The organism is Cryomorphaceae bacterium, assembly GCA_017798125.1.
In the GTDB taxonomy this organism is placed as follows: Bacteria; Bacteroidota; Bacteroidia; order Flavobacteriales; family ECT2AJA-044; genus ECT2AJA-044.
Map to the genome: position 1 here is coordinate 1,530,925 of CP059070.1, position 16,097 is coordinate 1,547,021.

The 16,097-nt window shown below is 49.9% G+C and carries 16 protein-coding genes; 4 read left to right on the forward strand and 12 right to left on the reverse strand.

Annotated elements, in window-relative coordinates; translation table 11 throughout:
* Positions 1-2 precede the first annotated feature (2 nt).
* Entirely contained in the window at positions 3-998 is a 996-nt protein-coding gene (locus HZ996_06515; GenBank protein QTN38814.1) for a D-glycero-beta-D-manno-heptose-7-phosphate kinase, read from the reverse strand.
* Positions 998-2,194, reverse strand: coding sequence for a pyridoxal phosphate-dependent aminotransferase (locus HZ996_06520; protein QTN38815.1), 1,197 nt, complete (start codon positions 2,192-2,194; stop codon positions 998-1,000). The genes HZ996_06515 and HZ996_06520 overlap by 1 nt, the downstream gene beginning before the upstream one ends.
* Positions 2,195-2,279: 85 nt before the next feature.
* Here HZ996_06520 and HZ996_06525 point away from each other — a divergent pair, with 85 nt between their 5' ends.
* A complete protein-coding gene (locus tag HZ996_06525) occupies positions 2,280-2,801 on the forward strand; it encodes a hypothetical protein (GenBank protein ID QTN38816.1) in 522 nt (173 codons plus the stop codon).
* Positions 2,791-3,243: a hypothetical protein gene (locus HZ996_06530; GenBank protein QTN38817.1), complete on the forward strand. Its 453-nt coding sequence runs from the start codon at positions 2,791-2,793 to the stop codon at positions 3,241-3,243. The genes HZ996_06525 and HZ996_06530 overlap by 11 nt, the downstream gene beginning before the upstream one ends.
* Here the strand turns inward: HZ996_06530 and meaB are convergent.
* The 10 genes from meaB to HZ996_06580 all read right to left on the reverse strand — a co-directional run bounded on the left by meaB (position 3,220) and on the right by HZ996_06580 (position 13,432).
* Positions 3,220-4,230, reverse strand: a complete 1,011-nt coding sequence (gene meaB / locus HZ996_06535) for a methylmalonyl Co-A mutase-associated GTPase MeaB (GenBank protein QTN38818.1) — start codon at positions 4,228-4,230, stop codon at positions 3,220-3,222. The two genes, HZ996_06530 and meaB, sit on opposite strands and share 24 nt — an antisense overlap.
* Positions 4,230-4,451, reverse strand: coding sequence for a GTP-binding protein (locus HZ996_06540; GenBank protein QTN38819.1), 222 nt, complete (start codon positions 4,449-4,451; stop codon positions 4,230-4,232). The genes meaB and HZ996_06540 overlap by 1 nt, the downstream gene beginning before the upstream one ends.
* A 13-nt stretch (positions 4,452-4,464) precedes the next feature.
* A complete protein-coding gene (gene scpA, locus HZ996_06545; protein QTN38820.1) occupies positions 4,465-6,528 on the reverse strand; it encodes a methylmalonyl-CoA mutase in 2,064 nt (687 codons plus the stop codon).
* A complete protein-coding gene (locus HZ996_06550; GenBank protein ID QTN38821.1) occupies positions 6,518-7,909 on the reverse strand; it encodes a hypothetical protein in 1,392 nt (463 codons plus the stop codon). Before HZ996_06550 ends, scpA begins: the two co-directional genes overlap by 11 nt.
* Before the next feature lie 3 nt (positions 7,910-7,912).
* The gene (locus HZ996_06555; GenBank protein QTN38822.1) at positions 7,913-8,464 is read right to left on the reverse strand and encodes a hypothetical protein; all 552 of its coding nucleotides are present in this window, start codon (positions 8,462-8,464) and stop codon (positions 7,913-7,915) included.
* Positions 8,464-8,775: a septum formation initiator family protein gene (locus HZ996_06560; GenBank protein ID QTN38823.1), complete on the reverse strand. Its 312-nt coding sequence runs from the start codon at positions 8,773-8,775 to the stop codon at positions 8,464-8,466. The genes HZ996_06555 and HZ996_06560 overlap by 1 nt, the downstream gene beginning before the upstream one ends.
* Positions 8,775-10,400: an L-glutamate gamma-semialdehyde dehydrogenase gene (gene pruA, locus HZ996_06565; GenBank protein QTN38824.1), complete on the reverse strand. Its 1,626-nt coding sequence runs from the start codon at positions 10,398-10,400 to the stop codon at positions 8,775-8,777. Before pruA ends, HZ996_06560 begins: the two co-directional genes overlap by 1 nt.
* Positions 10,401-10,475: 75 nt before the next feature.
* Positions 10,476-10,862 (reverse strand): Co2+/Mg2+ efflux protein ApaG, encoded by a 387-nt coding sequence (gene apaG, locus HZ996_06570; protein QTN38825.1) that lies wholly within the window; start codon positions 10,860-10,862, stop codon positions 10,476-10,478.
* 19 nt (positions 10,863-10,881) lie between these two features.
* Positions 10,882-12,099 carry a DUF3667 domain-containing protein gene (locus HZ996_06575; protein QTN38826.1) on the reverse strand — a complete coding sequence of 406 codons (1,218 nt, stop codon included), beginning with the start codon at positions 12,097-12,099 and terminating at the stop codon, positions 10,882-10,884.
* A 31-nt stretch (positions 12,100-12,130) separates the two neighbouring features.
* Complete coding sequence (locus HZ996_06580; protein ID QTN38827.1) at positions 12,131-13,432, reverse strand: DUF5103 domain-containing protein; 1,302 nt, start codon at positions 13,430-13,432, stop codon at positions 12,131-12,133.
* Positions 13,433-13,548: 116 nt separating this feature from the next.
* Here HZ996_06580 and HZ996_06585 point away from each other — a divergent pair, with 116 nt between their 5' ends.
* Positions 13,549-14,901, forward strand: a complete 1,353-nt coding sequence (locus HZ996_06585) for a Na(+)-translocating NADH-quinone reductase subunit A (protein QTN38828.1) — start codon at positions 13,549-13,551, stop codon at positions 14,899-14,901.
* 12 nt (positions 14,902-14,913) lie between these two features.
* Positions 14,914-16,095, forward strand: coding sequence for an NADH:ubiquinone reductase (Na(+)-transporting) subunit B (locus HZ996_06590; protein ID QTN38829.1), 1,182 nt, complete (start codon positions 14,914-14,916; stop codon positions 16,093-16,095).
* Positions 16,096-16,097: the final 2 nt, after the last annotated feature.

Sequence of the window (16,097 nt, forward strand, 5' to 3'; positions counted from 1 at the left end):
TCTCAGGTCAAGAGCTGAAGTGCTTCATCGCGTAATTGGCGACGATCAATGGGTACGACACCCACGTGTTCACACACCAGCCCTCCTGCTAAATTAGCAAAACGGGCGACATCCTTAAGGGCCACTCCTTGGGCATAAACTAGGGCCGCAGTGCTGATAACAGAATCCCCTGCACCGGAGACGTCTACGATATTTCGTTCATACACGGGGAAATGGTGCTCCTCTTCTTCGCTCTGAATCTGAACGCCGTACTCCGACAGTGTGCACAACACGCTCTTAGCGGCTAAGCGTTCTCGAGTAGCCCGAATCTCCTTGCTGCGAAGCTCTTCTTTGGCTGCGTCTTCGGGAGCGTGCCAAGATTCGAGTCCTTCATTGAGTTCCTTCCAGTTCGGTTTGAACAAGTCGACACCGTGATACGCCCAGTAATGCTCGCGCTTAGGGTCAACCGCTACCGGGATTTCGCATGAATGCGCTAATTCAATAACAGCTTCGATTAATTCTGGAGTGAGAAGTCCTTTGTTGTAGTCTTCGAAAATGACCACGTGAATTTCATGTTGTTTGAAGATCTTTTTGATTCGCTTGAAGATCTTTTTGGAGGTCACCGGTTCCGTTGATTCTTGATCAACGCGCAGAACATGCTTGTCATCACTAATGATTCGCGTCTTGACGGTTGTAGGCCGATCATCTACACTCACAATGCCTTCGGTATTGAGCCCCCGTTGTTGCATGAGATGTACAAAGAGCTCTCCTCGGAGATCTTCACCAACCACGCTGCAAAGGAACGGGGTAGCTCCCAAGGATTGAACGTTCAGGGCTACATTTGCGGCACCACCTAGTCGCTCTTCTCTGGAGTCAATGGAAACCACTGGAACGGGTGCTTCGGGTGACATGCGGTCAATATGCCCCCACATGTACGAATCAATCATGGCGTCCCCGACAACGAGGACGTTCTGATCCGAAAACCGATGAACGATATCCTTAATTTCCTCGGGCGTCATCAGCTCAGAGCTTCAATAGCTTTTTTGATGCGGCCGATGGCCTCAACCAAGACCTCCTCAGCTGCCGCATAGCTCATCCGGAGACAGCCCGGAGCACCAAAGGCATCTCCTGGAACCGTGGCGACGTGAGCCACTTCCAGAAGGTACATGCTGAGGTCTGTTGCATTTTCGATGGTTCGACCTTCTGCGGATTTGCCGAAGGTGCCTCGCACGTCAGGGAAAAAGTAAAATGCTCCTTCCGGCACAGGCGTGTGAAAGCCTGGAATTTCGTTGAATAGCGGGATCATTTTGTCCCGACGTGCGCGAAAGGCATCGCGCATTTCATGGGTAGAAGAGGCATCCGCCCGCATGGCGGCTTCTGCTGCCTTTTGTGTGATCGAACAAGTAGCCGAGGTCATTTGCCCTTGCATTTTGTCGCAGGCCTTGGCGATCCACTCTGGCGCTGCAATGTATCCGAACCGCCAGCCGGTCATGGCAAACCCTTTGGATAAACCGTTGACCGTAATCACACGGTCGTAAATGCTCGGGTAGGCTGCGAGGCTGATTTGCTCTCCAGAGAAATTAATGTGCTCGTAGATTTCATCACTCATGATGAACACGTGATCGTGCTTTTCAAAAACCTTCACCAAGGCGTCTATTTCAGCTTTGCTGTACACGGCTCCTGTGGGGTTCGAAGGAGAATTGAACATCACCACCTTAGTCCGGGGCGTGATGGCCGCGTCGATTTGTTCGGGGGTAAACTTGTATTCCTGCTCCACACCGGCCAAAATTTCAACGGGCGTCCCTTCCGCCAACTTGACCATTTCCCGATAGCTCACCCAGTAGGGCGCCAGCAATAATACTTCGTCGCCCGGATCGATCAAAGCCAAGAGCACGTTGGATAAACTCTGTTTGGCTCCCGTAGAACACACGATTTGGTTGGGACGATAGTCTATGCCATTGTCGCGCTTCAATTTAGCCGCAATGGCTTCACGCAATTCTTGGTATCCGGCAACAGCCGTGTACGACGAAAAATTATCGTCAATGGCCGCTTTGGCCGCTTCCTTGATGAAGTCCGGAGTGTTGAAATCGGGCTCCCCGAGGCTCAGGCTAATCACATCGACTCCCTGGGTACGTAATTCCCTGGATTTACGGGCCATGGCGATGGTTGCGGATTCGCTTAAACGGTTGAGGCGGTCTGAAATAGGGTGGCTCATGAAAAGGCAGCTTTTGAAGGAAACCAAAGATAGCAATAGTTGCGTTCTATTGATTACGTTTGTTAATCCTAAACACACAAAAAGCATGGAAGTCGGACTCGAAGTCATCCGTTACATTCTCCCCGCCATCATTGTCCTCATCATCACCTATATCATGCTCAGCATGTTCATGGGAAATGAAGAGAAACGGCGCATGTACGAAGTCAAATTGGATAGTCGTCGGAACAGCTTGCCGATACGTCTCCAAGCCTACGAACGTTTGGCCCTGTTTTTGGAGCGTATACAACCGGCGAACCTCATGGTGCGCATCAAATCCAATCGAATGAACGTGGCCGGTTACCAAGCTATTCTTTTGCAGACGATCCGATCTGAATACGAGTACAACCTCAGTCAGCAGATCTATGTGAGCACCAATGCGTGGAGCATGATCAAAGGAGCAAAAGACGCAACGGTTAACTTGATCAACCAGGCCGCAAAAAACTTGAACCCAGACGCCTCTGCGGAGGATCTGCGCTCATTGGTCCTGCAGATCTTGGCGGCCAAAGAGCACAGTCCGAGCGACCGGGCCCTGGAGTTCATTAAGAACGAAGTGACTGATGAATTATAAATCCCTCCTCCTTACCGTCTTTTTCTTTTTCAGTGCCTACGGCACGATGGCTCAGTACGTCGAATCCTTCAGCGATGGCCAACTCAAACGACTTTTTTCCTCTACGGGAACAGACTCTATCACTAAGATTGATGAAGGCCGATTCATTTTGTACTACGGTGCCGTTGCGGTGAACCTGTACAACGACTTGGCCGGTGATTTGATGTTGGCATGGGCTATGGAAGGCCGATGCAGCGATGATTTGATTCACCGCTGGAACGCGGTTCGTTTGACCAAGGCTTATATCGATGATGAGGATGACGTGGTGCTTTCGACCTACCTGCGCGCCGGTTGTCTACAGGCCGATGACGTGCTCCGATGGCAGAGTGCCTTCGTGGACGATCAAAAACTCTTTGTGGATTTAGTGCTCGAAGACCGCTTACTGAACCAGACCGAAGAGTAATTCAGCCGCTTTAAAGGGACTCAATTCCCGAGCCAATACCTTTTCCTCCAACTTTTCGAATTCCGCTTTGACGGCCTTGTGGTCGTAGAAATTGCGGTGGAGTCGATCTTCAATATGCTCGTGAAACCAGTAGCGGGCTTGCTCATCGCGCCGTAGGCGCAAATAGTCATTTTCAGTGACCGCCTTCCGGTAGGCTTCGATCACTTCCTTCCAGAATTCAGGGATTCCCTCGCCCGTCAAGGCGCTGCAGTGACGCACTTGAGGAGTCCAGCCCGCGGGGTGAGCAGGGAAGAGGTGCAGGGCGCGCTGATAGTCGGCACGTGCACGACGAGCGGCGCTCAGATTGTCCCCGTCAGCCTTGTTGATGATCATGCCTTCGGCCATCTCCATGATGCCGCGTTTGATCCCTTGAAGCTCATCTCCGGCCCCGGCGAGCATCAGGAGTAGGAAGAAATCGACCATGGAATGAACGGCTGTTTCACTTTGTCCCACGCCGACCGTTTCCACAAAGATCACGTCGAATCCCGCAGCCTCACATAGGATGATGCTCTCGCGCGTCTTTCGGGCAACTCCCCCGAGCGATGTTCCTGCAGCACTCGGCCTGATAAAGGCGCGCTCGTCCGTACTCAGTTTATCCATCCGGGTTTTATCGCCCAGAATACTTCCGCGACTACGGCTCGAACTTGGATCAATGGCCAGCACAGCCAGGCGATGTCCTTCCTCGATGAGGTGGACGCCCAAGGCTTCGATAAAGGTCGATTTACCCACTCCGGGTACTCCAGTAATCCCAACGCGAAAGCTCTTTCCCGAGTGGGGGAGGCAGGCCTCAATGATGGCCTGGGCCTTCTCTTGATGATCGGCCCGTGTACTTTCGATCAAGGTGATGGCCCTGCTCAACAGGGTTCGGTCACCGGCCAAGATGCCCTTAACAAACTCTTCTATCGAGGGGAGTTTGCGCCTTGGAAGATTGGAAGCCCCTTCAGTCATTATCCGGTGAAGAAATCAAAGAGGTTACTCAAGTTGCTGTGCTTCCCTTTGTAGAGTTCCGTGTATCCGCAGTTGTTGCAGGTGACTGCGGTGAACTTTTTGTTCTGCATGTCGAAAATGCGCGACCATCCGCTACCGGTCGTACTGATCGACTCAGAAGTATAGGTGCGGTGACTGCACTTGGGGCATTTATAGTTCGGGTGGGTTAATTCTTTGGCCATGATCGTAACGTTTTTAATCTACCGTTGCGATCAATTTAGTGAGAATATCCGCAGCAGCTTCGGCAATGACCGTTCCGGGGCCAAAGACGCCCACAACTCCCGCTTCGTAGAGGTAGTCATAATCTTGCTGGGGAATCACGCCACCAGCAATGACCATGATGTCCTCGCGCCCTAGGGCCTTTAGAGCCGCAATTACCTGTGGGACCAAGGTTTTGTGCCCTGCTGCTAGGCTCGAGACGCCCAAAATATGTACATCGTTTTCGACAGCCTGCTTGGCTGCTTCTTCAGGAGTTTGGAAAAGCGGACCGACGTCTACGTCGAATCCGAGGTCAGCGAAACTCGTGGAGACCACCTTGGCTCCGCGATCGTGTCCATCCTGGCCCATTTTGGCCACCATAATCCTCGGGCGGCGCCCTTCCTTTTCGGCGAATTCATCCGCCAAGGCCTGAGCGTTCTTGAATCGGTCGTCTTGGTCTATTTCCTTGCTATACACACCACTAATGCTTTGAATTTTTGCCGTATACCGGCCAAATACGTCCTCCATGGCATCGCTGATCTCGCCCAGACTTGCACGTAGACGTGCCGCCTCCACAGCCTTGTCGAGCAAATTGCCCTCACCACTTCGCGCACATTCAGTCAGCGCATTCAAAGCCTTTTGAACGGCCTCTTCGTCGCGGCTAGCGCGCATTTCATTTAGGTGCTTGATCTGAGCCTCACGAACGGCTGTATTGTCGACATCGAGAATGTCCATCGGATCTGTGGTGCTGGTACGGTAGCGATTAACCCCCACCAAAATATCCTTTCCACCGTCGATTCGCGCTTGCTTCTTGGCGGCGGCTTCTTCGATGCGGAGCTTAGGCAGTCCATTTTCAATGGCCTTGGCCATTCCTCCCAATTCTTCAACCTCCTCGATGAGTTTCCATGCCGCTTCGGCGATTTCGGCTGTTTTGCGCTCGACAAAGGCACTTCCAGCCCAAGGGTCCACCACGTTCGTAATGCCCGTTTCTTGCTGCAAGTATATCTGCGTATTCCGCGCAATCCGCGCGCTGAAGTCCGTAGGTAAGGCAATGGCCTCATCTAGTGCGTTCGTGTGCAAGGATTGCGTTCCTCCAAAGGCAGCTGCCATCGCTTCGATGGCGGTCCGCGCCACATTGTTGTACGGGTCTTGTTCCGTCAAGCTCCATCCACTGGTTTGGCAGTGGGTCCGAAGTGCCATGGACTTGGGGTTCTGCGGGTTGAACTGTTTCACCAGTTTAGCCCAAATCATCCGTCCGGCGCGCATCTTCGCGATTTCTGTAAAGTGATCCATGCCAATGGCCCAAAAGAAGCTCAAGCGCGGGGCAAAGGCATCGATATCCAATCCTGCCGCCATACCAGTCCGCAAGTACTCCAGACCATCGGCTAGGGTGTAGGCCAGCTCAATTTCCGGAGTGGCCCCAGCTTCTTGCATGTGGTACCCCGAAATCGAAATGCTGTTGAATCGAGGCATGTTCTTGGCCGTATAGGCAAAGATGTCGGCAATGATTCGCATACTCGGCTGAGGCGGGTAAATATAGGTGTTGCGAACCATGAATTCCTTCAGAATGTCGTTCTGAATGGTCCCACTCAATTGCTCTGGCTTTACACCTTGTTCTTCGGCAGCTACAATGTAAAAGGCCATCACCGGTATAACAGCGCCGTTCATGGTCATCGAGACGGACATTTGATCCAGCGGAATCTGATCGAACAATACCTTCATGTCCAAGATACTGTCGATGGCCACTCCAGCCTTACCCACATCGCCGACAACGCGCTCGTGGTCGCTGTCATATCCGCGGTGAGTGGCAAGGTCAAAGGCTACTGACAGTCCTTTTTGGCCCGCCGCCAAGTTTCGACGGTAAAAGGCGTTGGACTCTTCGGCGGTGGAGAATCCGGCGTACTGACGAATGGTCCACGGACGACTCGCGTACATGGTGGTATAAGGTCCGCGAAGGTAGGGGGGGAGGCCTGCAGCAAAACCCTCCTGAGCCTGCGGCTCGATGTTTTCTTTACCCGAAGGTTTGACATACTCGATGTCCTTGAACTCTTTACGCTTCATCGTTCAGTCTTTTTGATTCCAAGCCTTCGCTCCAGCGCTGCATGCGAATCGGTTCGACTTCCGTATCCGTCTGCCGGTCTCTGCAGAACATGGCCTGTTCCACTTCTCCGGCCATCTTTTCTTCCTTTGGGTATAGGTTGACGCCCAAGACTTTTTTCTCACCGTCCGTTACCCGTTCGTTTTCTTCAGCTGCTTGTTTGTGTACGAGGTCTTGAAGCCAGCCTTTCTTGAGGGCTTCCACATACCCGCCACGTGCTTCAATTTCCTTGAACACCCCCCAGGCCTTTTCACTAATCGCTGCCGTCAATGCTTCGATAAAGTAGGAGCCTCCTGACGGGTCTTGAATCTCATCAAAGTAGCTCTCGTGATTGAGGATCAGTGGAATGTTACGCGCAATGCGCTCACTGAATTCCGTGGGATTCTTGAAAGCAACATCATGGGGCTTCACGCAAATACTGTCCGCACCCGCCACCAAGGCTGCCATGCTCGCCGAGGTGTTGCGCAACATGTTGTTGAACGGATCATAAATAGTCTTATCGCGCAACCCTGTCTCTGCATGCAGGTGAAGCGGATAGGATTCTGGATCCAATTCGTACTGTTCCAAGAGGAACCACCACAACTGGCGGATGGATCGCAATTTGGCAATGTCGTGGAAGTAGGCGGTTCCGACCGCCATGTTCAGCCAATGGGCCTCTGCGGCAACTTCACCGTAGCGCACCAAATACTCGTGAAGCATGCTGAGGGCAATACCGACTTGTGTTGCTGGCGTTGCTCCCGCATTGTGAAACAAATTGGCATTCACACATAGGGTTTTCCAAGGGGCAAAATCCACGCGATCCACCAATGCCGTCAAGTGTGCCCAGTCCTCTTCTTCACCCTTGATCCAATGCCCCGTTCGGGCCAAATTTTCGAGGATGTCATTGTTGATGGAGCCCGCACATTTCTGGTGATCATAACCCTTACTCTCGTAATAGGAGCCCAGTGCTTCGGCCAATAGGGCGCCTCCACCTTCTTGAACGAAGTGGAGCTCACAGTATTCGGGATGAATTCCCTCCAGTAGCTTGGGGAGATCCACGTTGGGCAGCATGTAGAACAGAAGGCCCGTAGCTCCTCTATTGAGCACATCTAGCGCCAAGCTGTTGGCTTCACCTTCGTCGAGTACCAGGATTTCTTGAATGACAAACTTGGCCCTTCCCGGGCGTTTTCGCAGTGCGACGGAAGGTCGATCTTCGACCGTGTAGTACGATTGAATCACAATTCCATCGCGGTCGGTGTGGGCGAGATCGTCCAGTGATTTTCCGCGAAGATCTTTTGTTGCTTTAGCTTCCCAATCGGACCGTGAGGTCCCAGAAAACTCCGAAAACAGGCCCGAATTGCTCATGCTTTATCCTTTACTGGAGAATTGCTGCTCTTTGTGCTTGAACAACACGTTGAAGGTCGTAAAGCTTCCGTAGCACCGGGTGATGTACTGCTGCAGATTGACCTTTTCTTCATCGTTCAAGCTTTTGTGGCTGTTGATGTTCTGCTCGAGAACCCGCAGACGATCTCGCATCATGACAATCTTGTGGAAGAAGGTCTCAATGGGGATTTCCTTCGCCTGTAGTTCCTCGTTTTCCGGCTTTAAAATCAGGGTGCCGCCTTCCCAGCGATCACCCAATTCAACTACCTCTTGCAAATGTCCGTATTCATCGAGCGTATCAACAATGACTTGTCTCAGGTCTTCTAAACGAAATCCACTTCCCGAAGTGGGGTTTGTCCCTTCAATAGCATCCACGGCGTCCACAATTTCGAGTTCGTCGTTGTGCTTGCTGATGTCCATTTTACCTCCTCGCTCAAAAAAGATCTCATAAGTACTGAGATTCACTGCTCCGATAATTCCTTCACCGTAGCGCTCATGGTCTACTCTAGAGCCTACGCCCACATTTTCCGTGTCCATTACTCGTCTTCTTCCTTAGGTTCTATAATGAATAAGTCTTCGTTCTCTTTCTTCATCCGATAGCGTTCCCGAGCATACCGCTCCAGCGCTTCGGGATTACTGTCCAAGTCGTGGAGAAGCGTGCTGTCTTGGACAATCTCTCCTTTGTAGTATTCGGTTGCCTCTTCGAGTTCTTCAATCTCTTGATTGAGCTCTCGATGAAACCACCAGGAGTTGGTATCGATAAAAAGCATCCAGGCCAGAAAAACCGCTCCTACCAAAAGGTAGCGGTTTTTCAGCCAGGACGGTATGCGATCCAACCACTTCTTCATTAGCCCAAGAATGGGTAACGATAGTCAGTCGGTGGTACAAAGGTTTCTTTGATGGTGCGGGCACTGATCCAGCGCATCAAGTTCATCATGGAACCAGCTTTATCGTTGGTACCAGATCCTCGAGCCCCGCCGAAGGGTTGCTGTCCTACCACCGCTCCAGTAGGTTTGTCATTGATGTAGAAGTTTCCAGCACAATCCACCAAGGCATTAGTGGCCTCTTCTGCTGCGTAACGATCCCGGCTGAAGATGGCTCCAGTCAATGCGTATGGAGAAGTTGTATTGACCAATTCCAGCATTCCAGCCCAGTCGGCATCATCGTATACGTAAACGGTCAATACAGGTCCGAACAGCTCGGTCTCCATAGTGACGTAGTTCGGGTTTGTTGTCACGATAACGGTGGGTTCAATGAAGTAGCCCACACTTTTGTCGTAACCACCTCCGATGACTACTTCGGCGTCGCTATCGGCCTTGGCTCGGTCAATATAACCAGCCAGCTTGTCAAAGGCGCCTTCGTGAATAACGGCATTGATGAAATTGCCGAAATCATGAGGGGTACCCATTTTGAAACTGGCCACTTGTTCTTTTAAGGTGTCGAGAATTTGCCCCGCGGATGACTTGGGCAAGTACGCACGAGAAGCAGCAGAGCATTTTTGACCTTGGAATTCAAAGGCGCCACGGGCCAATGCCGTCGCCACTTCCGTTGGATCAGCACTTGGGTGCGCTACCACAAAGTCCTTTCCTCCGGTTTCCCCGACAATACGCGGGTATGTTTTGTACGTATCGATGTTTCCACCAATTTGCTTCCACAATCCTTTGAACACGGAAGTAGATCCTGTGAAGTGAATACCAGCGAAATCTGGATGACTCAATAAGGTCTCTGTGATCATGGCCGGATCTCCGTACACAACGTTGATCACACCATCCGGAACTCCAGCTTCTTTGAAGAGGTCAAGAATGATACGAGTACTGTATACTTGACTGTCTGATGGCTTCCAAATATTCACATTACCCATGAGTGCAGCAGAAGCAGGCAAATTCGCTGCGATAGAGGTGAAGTTGAAAGGAGTGATGCTGTAGACGAATCCTTCTAGAGGTCGGTACTCCATTCTGTTCCACATCCCGGGTGCAGATTCAGGTTGATCGCTGTAAATCTGAGCCATGTACTCCACATTGAATCGGAAGAAGTCTACCAACTCACATGCTGCGTCAATTTCCGCTTGAAAGGCATTTTTACTCTGCCCAATCATTGTTGCAGCATTGATCTTTGCGCGATACGGTCCAGCCAACAGTTCTGCCGCCTTTAAGAAGATTGAAGCGCGCTGCTCCCAGCTCATTTTTGCCCACTGTTCACGGGCAGCTAGAGCGGCTTCAATGGCGTCTTCAACGTGTTTCTTTTCGGCACGCGAGTACTTTCCAACAACCTTGGCGTGGTCGTGAGGAGGACGGATTTCAACTTCATCGTTAGTGCGGACTTCTTTTCCGCCAATAATCATGGGAATATCAACCACCTCGGACATCTGACGTTCCAATTCCGCTTCGAGTTCGGCTCGCTCTGGTGATCCTGGGGCATAAGATTGTACAGGTTCATTCGTCGCAACCGGTACATTGAAAAAACCTTTTAACATGGGTCTCTCTTTAAGTTCGTAGTGAATGAAGCACAAACTTATGAAACATCGAGGTCAAAAACGGGGAATCTTGACTCAGTTGAGTCGCTGCGGCGCGATGAGTTGAAATAATGGGATTGCCACTTCAAATTGGTCACCTGTTACCAAATCTTTCATTTGGTAGGATCCTTTCATGAAGCCTATGCCGGAACGAAGGTGACAACCACTTTGATAACGATGCGTATCTCCCGGAACAATTTCTGGCTGTAGGCCGATCACTCCATCCCCTTCAACTTCGGTTGGAGAAGAGCCACTATCCCAAATACTCCAATGACGTCGCAGGAGCTTCACTGCCCGATCACCTTGGTTGGAGATGCTCACATGGTAGTGGAAAACCCAGAGGGGACCATCAGAACTGACGTAGCGACCCTTGTAGTTGGTCTCCACGGAGATTTTTATTCCGGATGTAATTCGCGTTACCACGAATCAAGTATAGTCATTATCAGTAAGCGAGAAAAACAATTCCGAAGGCAAGTAGGAAGAAGGCTACTCCAAAGGTGAAAAACCCAATGTTCACAAGAACGTATTTCACAGTGGTTTTGAACCAGCCTTGACCGTAGAAACGCTTCATGGATAAGAAGGAATAGACCATAAAAGCAAGAAGGAGAGGGCCGTCAGGATCGACGTTTGGAAAGCTGAATCCGATGAGCCAATCCAGAATAAATATCAAGAAACCAACGGTGTTGACGTGGAATAGGAAAATTAAGTGCTCGATGTAGTAATAGTCGCGTCGAATGTACACCACCCAGAAGGACAGGGCGAAGATGGGGAGGAAGATGAATAGGATGATTGGCAATTTCCGAACAAAAAAGCGCAGTACATCCATCCAATCGACTGTTCGACCTTTCTGGATTTCGATATAGGTAAATCGATTCCAACGGGTATTCTCGAGTTCTAAGTATTCAAGCGCCACAACCACATCAATGCTGTCCTGGTCATTGATGAATCGATTGATTCGGCTTATGGTCTCCGTTTCCTCCAAATAGTAGCCCCGAGGTCGTTTATAAGGGCCATCATTCGGGACGGTGTCCCATTTAGACTGATCTGAAATGAACTCTTCCAGATCTGCACCCACTAAAGCTCCCGCCACCGCTTCATCCCATTCGTCCAACTCTTTTAAGGAGTCGGCAAAAGCGGCCACCGTTGAATCTTCTCTTAGGATAGAATCAACAACCGTCGGAGGTGGAAGGTCGTTCTCTGAATCGCCCTCACTTGGCTCTATAATGAAGTTCTGACCGGATTCATCCAATTCAATGGTTGGACCATCCGAATCCGATACATTGATCAAGCCCAGATCTGGCCGTCCAAGAAAGTTGCTCAGACTCAAAAGGGTGAAGTAAACAATCGATACGGTTAAGTACATCCGAATAGGATGAACGAACTGTTGCCGTTTTCCGGAAATGTACTCTCGTGTAAGCGTACCCGGTTTGGTTACCAGTGGAATCAAAGAATGGATGACCCGGTTATCAACGGAAAAGTAACTCTTAATGCTCTCGGAGAGGACATCCCAAAAATTCAGCCTTCGCTGATCATTTCGTTGTCCGCAGTAATGGCAAAAGTTCTCTTTTGGCTCAAGAGGGGTGCCACAATTGAGGCAGTGGTCACCTTTAAGCGCAGGACGATTGTCCGGGAGTATAGAGAGGTCTTGTTTTTTGGCCACCTTCGAAGATAGCTATTTCTCAATGATAGGTCTAGTAGAATTCCGTGGCGTTCACCGTGGAGACGCCTACCAATCGATCGTAACGCTGACCCATTTCGCGATGATAGACCAATACAGAATACTGATTCTCGGTTTCGAAATGAGTGCCTTCAATATAAGAGGGGTCCACTTGGCCAGTGCCATCACGCACCAGGACATATTCGTAGTTGTAGTATCCTTGCTTCAGTAGGATCTGTGCTTCGTAAGCACCGCGTTTATAATTGTAACGCATCATGTATCGCGGGTCAATCCGCCAGTCGCTCAAGCCGCCATATACATAGATGTTTCCTTCTGTGGTAGGCTCGGGCATGTACAAGCGAAAGTGTGTCATGGCGTAGTCCCCGTCCACGTGTGGATTTCTTCCTCGAATGTTTCGGATGACGCGTTGTCCGTTCACATCCGGCCAGAAGCTGTAGGTGGTGAATCGCCTCGGTTGATCAGGGGTCACCAGCACTTGGAATAAGGTATCGAACTTGATTTGACTTACTCTGGATTGAAAGGTGATGAGGTCCTTGGTGTCAAAATATCGATACTCGTTTCCGCCGAGGAATAGATTCTCATACTCGTAGTTATACGATAGAGATCCGTCTCGGACAAAGAGCGGTTGCAAGTTGTATATGGCGTTGTCCCAACGTCTGTTTTGTACCAACACAACATGCAGGTCTTGGTAGGGGTAGGGGATGTTGTATCCGCCGTGGTTGACTTCAAAGTCAATTTCCTGGTACTCGTCCCGGTAGTCTACTACGGTTGGTCGACGAACGAACATGGGGGCAGAAACAATGGGCTCCCAGATCAAAAAGCGCCTGGTCAATACGATTTTATTGGGGTCGTTGTCCGCGTAGACTACGAGCAAGTAATTGCCGGACTTCAAGAATCGAACGTTCTGGTTCGGAAACTCCAATTGATAATGCGTGTAGGGAACAATAGTGTTGAAGGAGAATTCGTAGTCGTCTATGAAGTTGTTGTCGAAGCCAGCGAGGTATTCCTGTTTCTGAAGTTGGGAAGGAGTCCAGTCCCAATTGCAATGGACAAAGGTGTACGAGTATCGTTGAAAGTCTCCAACCAGATCATCAAAATGCAGACGCATGCGACCGCCTTGATTGAGTCGCATCATCGGAAAAGCAAGGCTATCCTTGGTGTTGTACAGAAGAACCGTTTCAATGAAATCCTGATAAACGTAGTCTTCATAGCGAAGCCCGTCGATCGATTCAAAAGAGGCAGGTCCAGCATCGGGCCGTGAGGCCCAAGAAGTCAGACTAAAAACAAGGAAACCTAGGCAGAGCAGTCGCTTCATAAACATGTATCAATTCCGATCTGTTACTCGGGTTACAAATTAGGGGTAAAAGTTAAAAACATTGGGCTTTTTTAATAATTTTGCGGTCCCTTTAGAGCCATTTAATTCTATATACAATGTCTAAAGACATTAAGATTAAGCGTGGGGTGGATATCAAGCTTGTTGGCGGTGCCGACAAAGTCTACGGAGAGGTGTCCCCATCTGAAACCTACGTGATTAAGCCGACTGATTTTCATGGTGTTGTTCCAAAATTGCTCGTTGCAGAAGGCGATGAGGTGCTTGCCGGTACCCAGCTTTTTTACAGCAAGGATGACGACCGCATTCGTTTTACCGCTCCTGTGAGTGGCGAGGTTGCTGAAATCAAACGCGGTGAAAAGAGAAAGATTTTAGAGGTCAAGATTTTGGCCGATAAAGAAGTACGCTACGAAAGCTTCAACACAGGTAATCCTGCCGAGCTAGGCAAGGAAAAAGTGACCGCGTTGATGTTGGAGGCAGGGCTTTGGCCTTTGGTGCGTCAGCGTCCGTACGACGTGATCGCCAATCCAGATGCAACGCCGAAAGCGATTTTTATTTCTGCCTTTGATAGTTCTCCCTTAGCGCCGGATTACGACTTCTTGATGGAAGGTCGTGAAGCTGATTTCCAGGCGGGAATCGATGCTTTGAACACTTTGACTGATGGTCAAGTGCACTTGAGTACTCGAGCCAAGTCAACGCCAGCGAAGGTATTTTCAGATGCGCAGAACGTAGTGAACCACAACGTTTCGGGTCCTCACCCAGCGGGAAATGTGGGCATCCAGATTCACCACGTTGATCCAATCAATAAAGGAGAGGCTGTTTGGTACGTGAATCCGCAGGATGTCGCGACCATTGGAGCATTCTTCAATACTGGAAAATACGACGCGTCTAAAACCATTTGTGTTGCTGGATCTGAAGTGAACCAACCGCGTTACTACAAGGTTGTATCTGGAGTACAACTAAGTGCGATGTTGAACGGAAACTTGAAGGAAGGAAACACGCGTGTAATCTCCGGAAATGTGTTGACCGGAAGTAAGGTCAGTGCGGATGGATACTTGGGTTACTACGACCATATGGTAACGGCCATCCCAGAAGGAGACGAGCCTGAGCTCTTTGGTTGGATTGCACCGGGATTCAACAAGTTCAGTACTTCACGGGCTTTCTGGTCTTGGTTGATGCCAGGCAAGAAATACTCCTTGGATACCAACATGCACGGAGAAAAGCGCGCTTTTGTAGTGACCGGTCAGTACGAGTCTGTACTTCCGATGGATATCTATCCACAACAGTTGATCAAAGCGATCATGGTCGGAGATATCGAAGCTATGGAGCGTTTGGGAATTTATGAGGTCAGTGCCGAGGACTTCGCGTTGTGCGAGGTTGTTTGTACTTCTAAAATGGAATTGCAAAAGACCATTCAGGAAGGACTCGACATGATCAAACACGAAATGTCTTAATGCACAACTAGGATGAAGAAACTATTGCGCAATTTCTTTGACGGTGTAAAGCCGAATTTTGAAAAGGGAGGAAAGTTTGAAAAACTGCACCCCGCCCTTGATGCTTTCGAAACCTTTGTTTTTGTACCTGGGGAGACCACTCACTCTGGAGCCCACGTACGCGACGGTATCGATTTGAAACGTACGATGTTCTTCGTGATCATCGCCTTGGTTCCCGCTTTGTTGTTCGGTATGTACAACATTGGATACCAGCACTTCTCACAAACTGGTGAGGCCTATACCTTGACCAGCGCTTTCCTTTACGGAGCTATCAAAGTTCTTCCCATGATCGTTGTATCCTACGGCGTTGGATTGGGGATTGAATTCTTGTTTGCCATCATTCGCGGACACCAAGTGAATGAAGGATACTTGGTTTCGGGAATGTTGATTCCACTCATTATGCCAGTCGACCTTCCACTTTGGATGTTGGCCATCTCAGTGGTCTTTGCGGTAATCATCGGTAAAGAGGTATTTGGTGGAACCGGCATGAATATTCTTAACCCAGCACTTACGGCTCGAGCGTTTTTGTTCTTCGCCTATCCGACATTCATGTCTGGAAACACGGTATGGGTTGCAGATGCCTCAACTGTAGATGCTATCTCTGGGGAGACCATTCTCGGTGGTTTGGCAGCAGGAAAAGAGGTGTTGAGTGAAACGGCCGCTGCAGGTTACGGAAGCTGGACGCCGATGGAAGCTTTCTTGGGACTCATCCCAGGTTCTGTTGGTGAAACGAGTACACTTGCGATTATTTTAGGAGCAGCTTTCTTGCTGTGGACGGGTATCGGAAGCTGGCGAATCATGCTCAGCGGATTGGTAGGGGCCACAGTAATGGGTCTTATTTTCAATGCATTCTCAGTAAACGCTTTGATGGCAACTCCATGGTACCAACACTTGGTCATTGGAGGATTTGCTTTTGGATTGGTCTTTATGGCAACGGATCCGGTATCGGCTGCTCAGACGAACAAGGGAAAGTGGATCTACGGATTCTTGGTCGGTTTCTTCGCGATCATGATTCGCGTATTTAACCCGGCTTATCCAGAGGGTATCATGTTGGCCATTCTCTTGATGAATGTATTTGCACCATTAATCGACCATTACGTGGTTGAGGCGAACGTCAAGAAGAGATTGAAACGAATGAACACCGCAAACGCATAAGT